This is a genomic window from Shewanella sp., assembly GCF_048265805.1.
In the GTDB taxonomy this organism is placed as follows: Bacteria; Pseudomonadota; Gammaproteobacteria; order Enterobacterales; family Shewanellaceae; genus Shewanella.
Genome location: NZ_JBLXAT010000002.1, coordinates 221217 through 234599 on the forward strand (window position 1 = coordinate 221217; position 13383 = coordinate 234599).

Annotated in this window: 10 protein-coding genes and 1 tRNA gene; 3 read left to right on the forward strand and 8 right to left on the reverse strand. The window is 47.6% G+C overall.

The features are described from left to right. The first annotated feature begins 207 nt into the window (after positions 1-207). Positions 208-1431 carry a hypothetical protein gene (locus ACN0TT_RS02280; RefSeq protein WP_417760512.1) on the forward strand — a complete coding sequence of 408 codons (1224 nt, stop codon included), beginning with the start codon at positions 208-210 and terminating at the stop codon, positions 1429-1431. 131 nt (positions 1432-1562) lie between these two features. Here the strand turns inward: ACN0TT_RS02280 and ACN0TT_RS02285 are convergent, their stop codons facing one another. From ACN0TT_RS02285 to ACN0TT_RS02295, 3 genes are all read right to left on the reverse strand, one after another. Further along, the gene (locus ACN0TT_RS02285) at positions 1563-2852 is read right to left on the reverse strand and encodes a 2-hydroxycarboxylate transporter family protein (RefSeq protein WP_417760513.1); all 1290 of its coding nucleotides are present in this window, start codon (positions 2850-2852) and stop codon (positions 1563-1565) included. Between the two features lie 319 nt (positions 2853-3171). Beyond that, positions 3172-4119, reverse strand: coding sequence for an esterase-like activity of phytase family protein (locus ACN0TT_RS02290; protein ID WP_417760514.1), 948 nt, complete (start codon positions 4117-4119; stop codon positions 3172-3174). Between the two features lie 245 nt (positions 4120-4364). Continuing rightward, complete coding sequence (locus ACN0TT_RS02295) at positions 4365-5324, reverse strand: response regulator (RefSeq protein ID WP_417760515.1); 960 nt, start codon at positions 5322-5324, stop codon at positions 4365-4367. Between the two features lie 403 nt (positions 5325-5727). On the opposite strand from ACN0TT_RS02295, the gene ACN0TT_RS02300 reads away from it, so the two are divergent. After that, a complete protein-coding gene (locus tag ACN0TT_RS02300) occupies positions 5728-5940 on the forward strand; it encodes a CCE_0567 family metalloprotein (protein ID WP_417760516.1) in 213 nt (70 codons plus the stop codon). A 21-nt stretch (positions 5941-5961) separates the two neighbouring features. Here ACN0TT_RS02300 and ACN0TT_RS02305 read toward each other — a convergent pair whose 3' ends face one another. After that, entirely contained in the window at positions 5962-6588 is a 627-nt protein-coding gene (locus ACN0TT_RS02305) for a TlpA family protein disulfide reductase (RefSeq protein ID WP_417760517.1), read from the reverse strand. A 415-nt stretch (positions 6589-7003) separates the two neighbouring features. After that, positions 7004-7858 carry a toxin-antitoxin system YwqK family antitoxin gene (locus ACN0TT_RS02310; RefSeq protein ID WP_417760518.1) on the reverse strand — a complete coding sequence of 285 codons (855 nt, stop codon included), beginning with the start codon at positions 7856-7858 and terminating at the stop codon, positions 7004-7006. A 1228-nt stretch (positions 7859-9086) separates the two neighbouring features. On the opposite strand from ACN0TT_RS02310, the gene ACN0TT_RS02315 reads away from it, so the two are divergent. Then, positions 9087-10340 carry a serine hydrolase domain-containing protein gene (locus tag ACN0TT_RS02315; RefSeq protein ID WP_417760519.1) on the forward strand — a complete coding sequence of 418 codons (1254 nt, stop codon included), beginning with the start codon at positions 9087-9089 and terminating at the stop codon, positions 10338-10340. A gap of 51 nt (positions 10341-10391) precedes the next feature. On the opposite strand, the gene rlmF is transcribed toward ACN0TT_RS02315, so the two are convergent. From rlmF to ACN0TT_RS02330, 3 genes are all read right to left on the reverse strand, one after another. After that, entirely contained in the window at positions 10392-11540 is a 1149-nt protein-coding gene (rlmF, locus tag ACN0TT_RS02320; RefSeq protein WP_417760520.1) for a 23S rRNA (adenine(1618)-N(6))-methyltransferase RlmF, read from the reverse strand. A 203-nt stretch (positions 11541-11743) separates the two neighbouring features. Continuing rightward, positions 11744-11819: transfer RNA gene (locus tag ACN0TT_RS02325), tRNA-Lys, on the reverse strand. A 470-nt stretch (positions 11820-12289) separates the two neighbouring features. After that, positions 12290-13120 (reverse strand): molybdate ABC transporter substrate-binding protein, encoded by an 831-nt coding sequence (locus ACN0TT_RS02330; RefSeq protein WP_417760521.1) that lies wholly within the window; start codon positions 13118-13120, stop codon positions 12290-12292. Positions 13121-13383: the final 263 nt, after the last annotated feature.

Sequence of the window (13383 nt, forward strand, 5' to 3'; positions counted from 1 at the left end):
CGTCGTTTAGACAGAAAACCACATTTATTTTTTACGCTTTTCAGCCGTGCTCACATTAGCAATAAATAAATTAACAAACCATTGTTAACATGTAGAAATCTCTAGATTATTCAGTAAGATTCATGCGCTAGAAGCGTAACAGCATCATTTATCCGAATACTTTGATGTAGTTTTCTGACATTTTCAATCCATAAAGCGAGTGTACTTTTGCCAAATTTATCCTTGAAACCGTACGTCACCAAACTTAGCCATGTATTACTGTTTAGCGTCACTGCGAGCTTAGCCGCCTGTGGTGGTGGCGAAGATGATGCCAGTAACAGCAAAGCCAATGATAACCAAGCCAGCGCTGGCCAGTTTAAACAAAGTGCCGATACCGGCATCTACTACTCCACCGCAAGGAGTGGCATGTACATTTCAGCCTCAAGTGGCTGGCTTAATAACGACTGCGTCAACACCTATCGTGACCGCTACTATGAAGCTGACAATGTGCTGGTATTTGGTAATCCTGCGCTGCCGGAATCCGACTATCGCCAAGCAGCCAGTTGGGTTGAAAGTAATTTTGCCAATGCGCTTGAGGCAATGCAGCTAACCCAAGCGGACTATTTTGCCCTGCGTGGCCAAGTACGTTTGTCAGCCCGAGCGGTACTTTTTGAACAGTTGCAACAGTTACGCTGGCATCCGCAAGATAGCCTCGGCCAGCTGCACTACCCCGGCGCGTTAGAAGACACCAACAGCAATGCGTTTGGCGTGGCATTTTCTCGCTGGGCAGAAACCACCGCGAACACTGCCAGCGATGACCAAGTAACCGCTGCGTTACTGGATACTGATTACAGCGAATATAGCAGCGCTGATGACATTCATATCGAGAACAAAATCTATGTATGTCTGCATGAAGGTACTGATCCGAGCATGTCTGGTGAAGGCGTGTGGGAAGGCATCAATATTGCCGCGCCGTCAGTCTATAAACCGCATAATGTAGATACCTTTATCACCCATGAGTTGATCCACACAGTGCAAATGGCACTGGGCAACAATGTGTTTGGTTTGGCACTACCACGCTGGTTTACCGAAGGCCAAGCGGAATACTTAGCAGGTGGTGATACCGCTAAACGCTCGAACAATGGCGAATTCGATCCGCAGCTAGTGGTCAACGGCATGCAGCAAAGTTTAGATATGGGCGAAGCCTATAAACATTACGCGTTAGCTTACAGTTACTTAGATAGTTCCAATGGCCGAGCCAACATGGTAGCGCTGATCCAGAAAACTAAAGCACTGCCCTTAAATAGCTTTCCCTACGAAGATCTCAGTGACCGTGAAGACCCGCGATTCCGTCAAGCCTTTGATGAGCTGATGCTGGATATGCAAGGCGCACCGCTGAGCATTGATCGCTGGCGTGACGACTACCATTCACTGATGAACGATTGGCATTAAGCCAAAGGGTAACAAAGCACATTGGGGCTAGTGGTTATCATCCGCTTAAACGCTGCTGAATATGCGTAAAACAACAAAGCCTCTGCAATGCAGAGGCTTTGTTATCACCAGTGTTCAGCCACTGTCGCGTATTACAGTACTGAGCTTAATAGCTGCAAAATGAGCGTGGCGAGAATCAGCATCAACGCGCCGCCGAGGCGAGAAGAGATCTGCGCAAATGGCATCAGCTCCATCCGCTTACAGGACGCCAGCACCGCCACATCGCCGGTACCGCCCATATTAGCCATACACAAACCGCCAGTAATGGCCGCTTCAATCGGGTAAAAGCCCATCATACGGCCAACCAAAGCACTGCCAATAACAGCACCAACCACAGTGGTGAAGACCATGAGCAGATTTTCCCACGTTAATGCCGCCACAATCTGCTCCAGATCGGTATAAACCACACCGATGCCCACCAATAAAGCTGGCGTCAGGTTATCCACCACAAATTTGCTCCAGCCGTGAGCGGCGACTTCAAGTTCGCGAGGCAGCAGTCCAGAGACTTTAACCAGCGCCACAAAGATAATCATCAACGCATAAGGGTGCATATCGATTACCGACCCCAGCATAGTGCCAACAAAAAACATGGTGATGGCTAACAATGCGCCGAGACCGAGTTGCTGCACCGTGTGTGCATCTTTGATCTCTTCCATCAGCTCTTTTGCGTCACCGTCGCGCATCAAGCGACCATTGCCGGTAAGTGATGGCACGTATTGGCCCAACTTGTTTAATAGCCCTGCCACAACAATGGCGATAGCGTTACCGATGGCTAATGCTGGCACCATTTTAGACATCAGCGCTTCACTGCTCATATCGGTTTGACCGGACATGATTTCGACCAGTGGCACGGCGCCTGCTCCCATGCCACCGCCCATGATCGGCAAGGCAATCAGCATGATGGACTCAAAGAATCCTTCGCCTAAGAGATGCCCAACAACGCCAGCGAACAGGAACGCAAAAAACACGCTACCTAATATCACTGGAATATATTTCAGTGCGGCTTTTTTCAGTACGTTAGAATCCATCCCCAAAACAGATCCTGTCACCAAACTGGCGATAAAGAACGCCAAAAAGCCACCACCGTCCATAAAAGTAGTCACTGTCGTAACCGTCTCGTGTGGCATCCAGCCACTGTGGAAAATATACGATGAGCCAAAGATAACCACGATCGCCCCACCACCAAAAAATTGGTTGATGATTGGTGTCTTGTTACCAATAAGGTTGAGTATGTAACCAACCACCGCCATGATGCCCAGAGCCCCCACGAGCCCCGACGGTAACTGATTTTGAAGAGTGGCCAGCGTTATAATCACCGCTGATAGAAAGAACACGATGTTGATCGTGCGCTTATCTTTGGCAGAAATTGAAGTGCTATTCATTATTATTGCTCGCTCTTGCAGAGTTTTTAGTATTTCCCTTGAAGGGATAGTTATGCCCCCAGTGAATGGGTCGTTAATAAAAAACGTCTGCGAAGACTAGCATCATTGTTAGAGCGGGCGATTCAACGATACATCATTAAAAACTAAACAAAGATATGTAACTTAACAAGTTGCCAGTATAACCAGCCGCCAGCAAGGACAAGTAAAACAACAACTAACTATTAAATTAAGCATTATCTAAAATAATAAGCTACGCAATAAAAATAAGTCAGCACATACCAACCAGCTCACTTTAATCATACAAATGCGCTTAAACAGGCTAATTTGCTAGATTGTTAACCGGTGCAAACAACACCCGCCACACACCACCGTAATCTTCATCCTCAGTGCCAAAACTCATGACGCTATGGCTGATGCGCGTGGTAGGCGCGGCGAGAGATTCCACTTTAAAGCCATCAATTTGCCATTGCGCTTGCGGCTGATGAGTGATTTTCAGCGGTAGTGGTTGCGCATTAGTCGGCTCCACTAGCTGAGCGGCAGCATAGATCAGCGAGCGAAACGGGCCTTGGTCGCCCGCATCCTCAGTGGCTACCGTCCATAAGGTGCCTTGTGGGTCGAGATAGAGATCGGAAATACTGCGTTTTCCCTTGGCGTTATGCCATTGACCGGGCGCGCTCACCGTAAGCGCCTTGTCTGCATAAGTCTGCCAATCAATATCAGCGCTCTGCGCATCCATCACCCCAAACCTAAGTAAACCTGAGGGATATAAGGCACTGCCACCGCGTTCACCTAATACCACAAATGTTTGCTGACCATTGGCAATACATGCCAAGCCTTCAAAGTTATCACCATCAACCGGCTCAGAGTTGCTCACATACTTGGGCAGATGATAAACATGCAGTACCTTGGCCTGCTGCTGTTGCAGTTGGATATGGAAAATGCGGCCAAACTTACCATTCCAGTAGCCTGACTCCGCCAACAGATATTCATCGTCCGCCTGTGGCAACTTACAAACCGATTCGAGATCGCTGGCTTGTCCGTCATCATCACGCCAGTCATCAATGCTAACAGGGGTAAACTTCTGCTTGCCCTTTTTAGTGATGTTGAGCACGCCTACGCGCTCACCTTTATGAAACACTTTCTTATCCAGCACCACCAAATACGCGTGGTCGTTGACTTGTGTCATACCGCTAAAGCCAAGTTCCACTGCCAATGCCGACGAACACCCCAACCAACATAAGCTCATGAGAAGTAATAACTGCTTCATAGAACATCCAAACGAGATAAAAGGGAAATAAGTGCCGCGCAGCATCACATATAAGCGGCTGAGTTGTCGAATAAAAATCGCGGAATTTAGCGGCAGTAGACTATCGGCATTTGAAAGCTGTATCCCCATGCTGTGCACACACGGGACTTATTCGCCCCCTAGCTACTTAGCACGCTAGATGCAGTAAAGCGCTGCAACCCGAGGCTTCAACTGCTCATCTGTGGCTTAGTGAACCGATATTCCCGCTAGTGCTGTGTTTTCTCCATGAATTGCCGGCTACAGGTGGCCAACCACCAGTGTGAGATATCGCGCAACACCTCAGCGAGCTTTTGCGGACGCACAAGATCCAGTGCCAGCAGCTGTTTGTTGAGATCATTCAACGTATCAAGGCTCTGCTGCAAATGCTGCAGCAAAGGATCAGATGCATTATCTGCGTAACTTCTGCTAACCACTTGGGCCAGAAAAGTCATCGCTTGGCAGACGTTCTCGCGCTCCTTTGTGAGCACCGCCAGCGGCCGGCGGTGCTTGTAAGCATAGTGCAAACCATTCACATGAAATGATAGCCGTTGCAGGTGTTTATCTAACACAACGTTACCGGTGGAAACATAGTCCGGCCAACGAATAAACTCCTCCATGCTATATAAGGCATCGCTATCGTCACTTTCATCGTCAGCAGTGAACTCTGGCTTATCTTGCTCAGGCAGGACAACCCAGGCACGAGATTCATTATGGAGTGGTTGTTTCTCTTCCGCTTGTTGGGCACGATAGCGCTGCAACTTTTGGTAAAATGCCTGCGATTTTAGCTCTTTGGGCTGAGCCAGATGCTGCACCAGCTTGGCTTGCACAATATCGGTGGAAATGGGTTTGATGAGAAAGTCCGCCACATCAAACAGCAATGCGTCACGTACCAAACTGCGATTGGCACCACTGCTACAAACAATAATCGGAATACGCGCTGAGGTTGCGGCAAATTCATCAGCCCGTAAACGGCCAATAAGCGCTAGCCCTAAATCGGCCTGCGCATCAATATTCAGTTCGGTCAGCAGGATGGCTATCGATTCACTGGCTAAGATGTCGCATGCGGTACGATAGCTGTTCGCTCGCAACAGCGTCAGTCCGTCCATCTGCGCCACCACCGAGTGTACGAAATCACACATCAGTGGAGCGTTATCAACGATTAGGACTTTCAAGACGTCTTCCGCCATAGCCACCCATCCAAATGAAACAATAACTCCTCAATGGCTTTATTATTAATAGTTAATAATCGATAAGACAAGCTTTAGCTAAGTTGATGTAATTATTTATAAAACCTTGTTAAGCACTGGCTTGCAGTAACGGCAGATTTTTCATCAGAATGTGCGCCTGCCGCAAATGCAGCTGCACGGCATTTATTACGGTGCAGACGTGTAGTGCTGGCATCGCGTAACGGCGCAAACAAGCAATGTCTGACAGTCATGCTCGGCGCTTTGTCATTAACCCGCCAAAAAGCTATTTTTTTGTCGTAATTGCACGCACTACTATTTATTAACAATATGATTATATGTGACTTTTCTGTTGGCTTAATTCTTGATGCTGCTCACTTTAACTCGGCTAACAGTAAGGAACAGCATGATGGAACTACAGCAACTGGAACAACTGCAAAAAGAGGTCCGGCGCGCGAAACGTATCGCCTCTGAGCGAGCAGGCGAGTTACATGACTTAGTGGAAGATCGGCTTCCAGCCGCTTTTGAAGAACTGCCCATTATGGCAAAGGCCTGCTACGACGCCTGCCAGCGTTGGGCGAGTTTGAACGAACAGCTTACCGCGTTGGAAGTAAGCTAACGTGCGGCGATTGCAGGCACGTTAAACTGCTGGGATAAGCAACTCGGCCATTTTTTGTAATGCGCTACCGTCGGCGTCATCGCCAGCATCGGCATACAACAAACGTCCCGTGGGTGATAACAGCATCAGCGTCGGATAGGTGCTAACTCCCACTTGTTGCAACCAAGGTTTGGCGTCAGCAATGATTAACGCCTCCAAATCATTCAGACTGGTAAACTTGCGGCTGTTTTCTATCGAATCCCACGTGATATAAAGAATCTTCACGTTGGGATGTCGTTCAGCAAAATCTTTTACGGCAGGGATCTCATTGGCGCACCCCGTGCAATCAGCAAAAAAGGCGCTGATTAATACAAACTGCTTGCTTGACCAATTTTCCGTTACCTCATGTCCGAGCAGATTCTTGCCTTTGATCGCAGGCGCTTGCTCACCTTTCACTAACGAGGTTGGCGTAAGTTCAGTCGATACTTCAGCGGCACCTTGCTGTTTATTAGCAGGAACAATCACTGTACGCGTGGCGTTATTCTGTTGCTGCGTGAAGTGCATATCATGGAGATCAAAATAATCACCACTGACAGGCTGATTTTGCTTTGCCAAATAAGTCATTTGGTAGGCCGGTAACGCCAGAGATTGCTCCAAAACCGCTGGCATTATCGTCGCTGCCGATGATATTGCACTAACGCTAGCCATTAGCAAGGCAGCAGTTATGGCGATGACTCTCATGCATGACTCCAATGTGGTTAATCCTTAGACCACATAGCGAACAATGTCACTATTCAACTTCAGATATTACTAAACCTGCCAGCAGTCACCCGCTGAGTCAACCACACTATGTTTAATGGCAGAGTGATTAGCGTAAAAACCAGAACACACATGGACAAAACGCATAACGAATGCTGTAGGCTGATTTCGCAGCGCAAGCCATACAGCAAAAGGTTAAACCATGTGGGCGGCGCTATATCAGTAACAAAAAACCGTTACTATCAATGACAGTAACGGTTTTTCTTGGTGGTTGTGATGTACTCGCCGTAACGTCCGGCAAATCGCTCAGCCAGCCAAGCAGGTATTAGTCGTTGGCGGTGGTTTCCGCGTTAGTGGTTAGCCTCTCGCCATTGCGGTACAGCTCCTGACTCTCCAGTCTACCGTCGCGATAATATGTGGTAGATAGCCCATCGAGCTCATCATTGTTGAAGTGACGTTCCCACTCTATGGCGCCGTTATCATAAAAGTCCTGCCAAAGGCCCACGCGTTTACCATTATCATAATGGCCGGATTCTTCAATTACACCATCTTGGTAGTACTGAACATAATCGCCGTGTAATACCCCAGCTTTAAAGTGAGCAATGCCTTTAACAATATCGGTACCGTCAAAGTAATGAGTCCATTTTCCCTCTTCAGCACCATCAACCATCATGCCCTGCATCAGCGGCATATTGTTATCACCCGTGTATCTGGTCCACAAACCGTTTTCTTTGCCATGTTCGAAATGTATCTCGTAGCTCTTCACCTTAGGTGCCCAGTACTTTATGTGCACGCCGTGCTTTTCACCATCGAGATAATCAATACTCTCTGACAATAAACCATCTTCAAAGCCAAAGATTTCCTCAGTGCCGTTGAGCTTGCCATCTTTATATGGCACCTCTTTATTTAGGCGGCCATCGTCCGTGTACACCCGCAGCACGCCATCTTGCTTGCCATGCTTATAGTCGACCTTATAAGCAACATTGCCATCGGCGTTGTAACTCACAAATGAGCCATGAAGTTTGCCGTCAACAACCTGCGCTTGTTGTTTCAGAGAGCCGTCTTCGCGGTAATAGCGTGCCTCGCCGGTGTAAAGTTGCTGCGTACCTTTGATGAAAAGACCTTGTTCAGTATCGTCCAACTGATCGAGCGTAAGGTAGTCAGCTTCTTTTGAGGTCATAACAATCACTCCCGCGGCGATAATAACCAATGCCACCGCCCAATAAATTCCTTTTCTTTTGCTAGCGCTTGTCACTTAAAAACTCCTTGTCTGTACCAGCAAATATCAGTGTAATCAGCACAGCCCCATCACCTGCTTATGAAGCAAGGCCAAAACAAACCATAACTAACCCATTGTTATATAACAATTAGTTTTAAGTGTTAGCCGATATCTGATGTACGCAATAAACGCTCACTTTAGTCGTCACCAATAGCAATAAAGATCTAAAATATCTTTACAACCAACAAGTTAAAAACAAATGAAGGCGGATTTATCGCTATGAATAACCAATAATGACGGGAACATTGTCAATGCCAATGTTTAAATAAACGTGAACCAATGTAAGGGAAGATGTAATGGATACAGCCGTTACGTTCGCAACAGCCGATTCCAAGTTTGCCTTAACAACCACGGATTTGCCGATTAACACCACTGCGAGCACGAATTAGCAGCCACAGTTAAGACAACATAAACGCCATTGACCAGTCAGCTAACATCATGTTTGCAGGCTCAGAGCGAGAACAACATCAGCGGTATAAAACCATACTCACTGAATCGCGCATTATGAACATGCAACTTAAAAGAGTGTCAATTAAGCCAACAAACACATGGACTAGGCTGGGGATAATAATGCGCTTACTCGGTTCATTTCAATAAACAGATGTTCCATGTAGGGTGAATTAGCGAACATTTATTGAACAAAAATTAATTAGAATGTGAACAGTTTTCGTTTTGAAATTATACGGTTTGTGTTGTTCAAAATGATACGAAGACCAGTTAATTATCAATCTGATGAAATAGTGAACACTCATACTCTCGCCCTGACGTTCCACGCGGTGATCAAAGTATGATCCAGCCCGCTTATTCAGGCGAATATTGCTAGATTTTTGCGTGCGATGCAGGATATTCTTGCCCACCTTGGCGGAAAATCGGCGGCATATAATGGATTACATGCAGCAATCGACCAAATAAACATGGAAGTGCCATTCCATCAAAAATGATGATGCTCCCACTTTTTATTAAAGTTTCTCGACAAGGCAGCCTCCTTCTAGACAATGGCCTGTCTTAGGTAATAGCAACATCATTACACCCTGCTGGCGTTCGACATCAATATCGTAGCGCGTTAAGTAGTCTTCTTTTTATTGGCATTCACTCCAACAAGAATGCGGTTGTTTAATAAGAATAAACAGTGTTGAACAGAATCAGTCTCTTACTGCTTATAAGCAGTGTACTTTGTGGTTGTAGTAGTCTCTCCAGCAATAATGTAGATGAAGATAACCCACTGGCTTATTGTCATGTGTCACTTAAAGAACAAGTGGATACTTTAGCGGTTCCAACGATTGAATCGGGAGAATCCGCCGGTATGGTCGTGGCGGTATTAACCCCGCAAGGCCAAACTCAGGTGTTCAGTTATGGCTACACTGATGACACGCAGCAGCTCCCATTAACCGGCGATACGTTATTTGCCGTAGGCTCAGTCACCAAAGGATTTACCGCAGAAACCATAGCCATGCTAGTGGCACAACAACAATTTCATTGGCACGAATCGCTCGGACAGTTACTGCCTAACACCCCCCTCAGTGCAGGCGCGGCCAATGTCACTATCGAACAATTAGCCAGCCACACATCGGGGCTTCCACGGCAAATCAATAGCTTTACGATGTTGCACCAATTTATTGGTTATCTATTCACGGGCAATCAGTTCTACTCTGGATTAGATAACGGTGACTTTAACGACTATCTCGCATCATTTGAGCCACCCGCCGTACCGACAGTAATCTACTCTAATCTTGGTTACAGTATTCTTGACGACGCGATACAACAACGTATTGGGCAACCCGTAGAACAGCTTACCCAGCAATTGCTACTTGAGCCGCTGGGCTTAAAAAACACCGGTTATCAGCCTGAATCACTGCCAGGGTATGCGCAGCGTGCACGCGGCCATGCGGGTGACCAACCTAAATTTATTGCTCGTGGTCACCAAGTGCCAGATTGGCAGTTTCGCGGTTATATGGTGGGCGCCGCCAATTTATGGAGCAGCGCTAATGACCTGCTCGCCTATGCCAAATATCACTTGTACGGTACTCACGATTCACTGATTGATCGCGCCTTCAGCGATGCCACCACCATGAGATTGCGAGTGGCAGATGCTGATTCGGTAGGATTAGGCTGGTTGAGTAACGACATTGATGGCGAGCAGATATTGTATCAATCAGGTTTTATTGGGGGATTTTCTAGCTATATCGGCATGGACAAACGCCTCAATACCGCCGTGGTTGTGCTGCAAAACAGCTTTAATTGGAACAACAATATTGGCCATCGCATGTTGCTGCGTATGGCAAAGAGTCATGATGCCCTCGCCTGCCAAACGCCAGCATCACCGAGTGACACCATCACGGCACGCAACAGCGACGATAACGAGCAGCCTTCTAACGGTAGATAAAAGGCAGCTGCTACCATGGCGGCTCACTATTGGATGCCGCCGCTGGTCTAGCTAGTTAGCGCACCAGGCCTGCCGCTGAGCCTTAGTTAGAAAGCTCCACATCACAAAACGGCTAATCTTCTGCCCTTGTGCCATCTCCACAATTTTGGCCTCAACCGCGCCCGCTTTTTCTAGCTGTTTACGCAACCAACGTACATTGTCACTTTTCGAGACCAAACTGCTAAACCACAGCACTTGCTCGGCAAACTGGGCGCTTTCAAAGGCCATATTTTTTAAAAATGCCGCTTCGCCCCCTGGGCACCATAGCTCAGCCTTCTGCCCGCCAAAGTTAAGCGCCACATCGCCTTTACCGCTAGGCGCATTAACCGCAGCCTGTGCGCCACGCTTATGTTGATTCTTAGTGAGATTATTGAGTTTTCTCTGCGTCCCCTGCTGTGCTTCTGCCAGTGAGCTATGGAATGGCGGATTGCAGGTGGTTAGCGTGAAGCGCTCCCCCGCCTTAATCACCCCGTTAAAGATCTGCTGTGACTGGTGCTGCAAGCGACACTCAATATGGCCTTTAAGTGCGGTATTGGCGTTAACGATAGTTTGCGCGCTTTTGACCGAGACAGGGTCAATATCGCTGCCCACCACCTGCCAGCCATATTCCACACGCGCGATAATGGGATAAATACAGTTGGCGCCCACACCAATATCCAGCATTCGCAGCGACTGCTGTGACAGCGCGGGACAATCCTTATATAACTGCTCAGCAATGCGGTGAATATAGTCGGCTCTGCCGGGAATTGGCGGACACAAAAAACCTGCGGGAATGTCCCAATGGCGAATACCGTAGTGCTGTACCAACAGGGCTTTATTCAATAATTTAACCGCTGCGGCATCGGCAAACGGAATCGTATCTTGCCCACGCGGGTTCTTGGTCACATAACCTGCTAACGCTGGTTCCACTTTTACCAAGGCAGTAAAGTCATAACTACCGCGATGGCGATTACGTTGATGTAGCCCAGCCGCGCTGTTCACCACGATAACCTTGAGCGGGGACGCGTTAGCGTGATGTGCTGCCGTTGCAGCAGGCCTAGTGCTGTGTGCTGTTTTCGGCGTCTTACGCTTAGTTGTACTCGCCACTGGCTTAGATTTAGCCACCATAGCTGTGGCTAGTTTGGCTGCAGGTTTAGATGCTCGCTTTGGCGGCGTAGCCATATATTCTCTCTTTCACTTTGAAACGCAGAAATACGATAGCGCAATGAGCATCAATGCCAACAGGCACTCACCGCGACAGGGTGGCTATTGTGATGTTTTTTGCCAAAGAGTGCCATTAATGGCGTATGGATGAGCAAAATCAGGTGCAATGCCACAAAAATCAGTCGAAAAAAGAGGAAAATAGCGAGTCGAAAAGGGGATGTTGGTAGGCCGCGTGGGGCTCGAACCCACGACCGATTGATTAAGAGTCAACTACTCTGCCAACTGAGTTAGCGGCCTATTTAACAACATAAAGGTGAGATACAGAGAGAAAGCGAAAGGGAGAAACCATAGGGCTGTTCGTATCTCGGCGCATAAAGTAGATCTAATTAAAAATCATGTCAATATTGGATGTAAACTTTTCACATACAAATTAACTACACACATTAAACCACTAATTAAGCGTTTTATTGGATAAAAACACTACAAAAATCCATCAAGATTCGCTACATTCACCAGCCCATTGCCCGCCACCTAAGCTGCAGCAATCGTTGTTAACGCACTAGCGACATTCAGGATTTACACCTGCTCTAGGCTTCTTCAGCCAAACGCACACCTAAACGCCGCAAGGATAGTAGAAACTGTCTAGTGCTAAGATTGGTCGACATAAAGAGGGCTTCTTTATGACAACGTATTTCAGGATGGGACATGCCTATAAAAAGGGCGAATTCCCAGCTCCGCCCAGCTCGTTTATATCGCTAATCAGCGTGTCACTCTGACAGTGGCGGTAGAAAGCCATACTCAGCCAACACCGCTTGGCCTTTATTAGACAGAATGTAATCCGCCAGTGAGGCGGCCTGAGGATGCGCGCCGTTCAACACCACTAAGCCGAAGTTACCGCCAACGGCAAGCTCAGCAGGTAAGTTAACAATCTGCAGATCAGGAAAATCCTGCTGTGCCAACCTCGCATTGGTGCAATAGGTTAGTAACACATCGGCCCGCTGATTCTCCATCACCCACGCGTACAGATTGCGTCCCGCTGGCGCTTTGGCACTGTCAGGGCTACCGGTCAGCTTTAACGCCTTTTTGGTTAATATCGTTTGCGCTTGAGGCAGTAACGCTGCCGCTTTTTCGAACACGGTTAATGCATAATCGCCTGCCGGGTCGAATTTCGGCGTAGAAATTCCCAGTTTGGTTTCGGGATCTAACAGCACTTCCAAAAAATTGCCGGTCGTTAATGGCAAGTTCGGCTGTGCCAAGGCACACAGTTGGTTACGAGCGAACATCACCACGTTAGTGCCACGCTGTTCATCCACTAGTGCCTGTGGATGTTGCATATTGGCAGAGGCGAAAATATCGACTTTTTCACCCGCTTCGATCCGTTCCCGTAAGATGCCAGATGATGAAAACTGCGCCACCACCTCTAGCTGTGTTTCAGCTTGGTATTGTCGAATTATCTCTGTCATCGCCGCTTTCAAACTGCCCGCTGCGCGTAACTGAATGGCGCTGTTTTGCTCCTCAGCCATGGTCACTCGTGCTAACGCCCCCATCATTAACGTTACTCCCAAACCAAACACCAACACCCGCAGATGCCTTGCCATGATATGCCTCTCTATCGAACCACGTTTTGCAATGACTTATATTGATAAAAACAGCGAAAACACGCCGATTTCTTCATCAAAAAGCTAAACTATTATAGTGGTTTAGCATGTATTTGTAGCGCGTTTACTTGCGCGTTATCAGATAAATTTTGCTTGTCATCCGAACGGCTCGTAAAGCTTTAAAGACACCCAACACCGCCAAGCCTCGCGGCATGGTTACTCGTATGTTGCCGTTACTCAATTATCAGCACATGGCACACGGT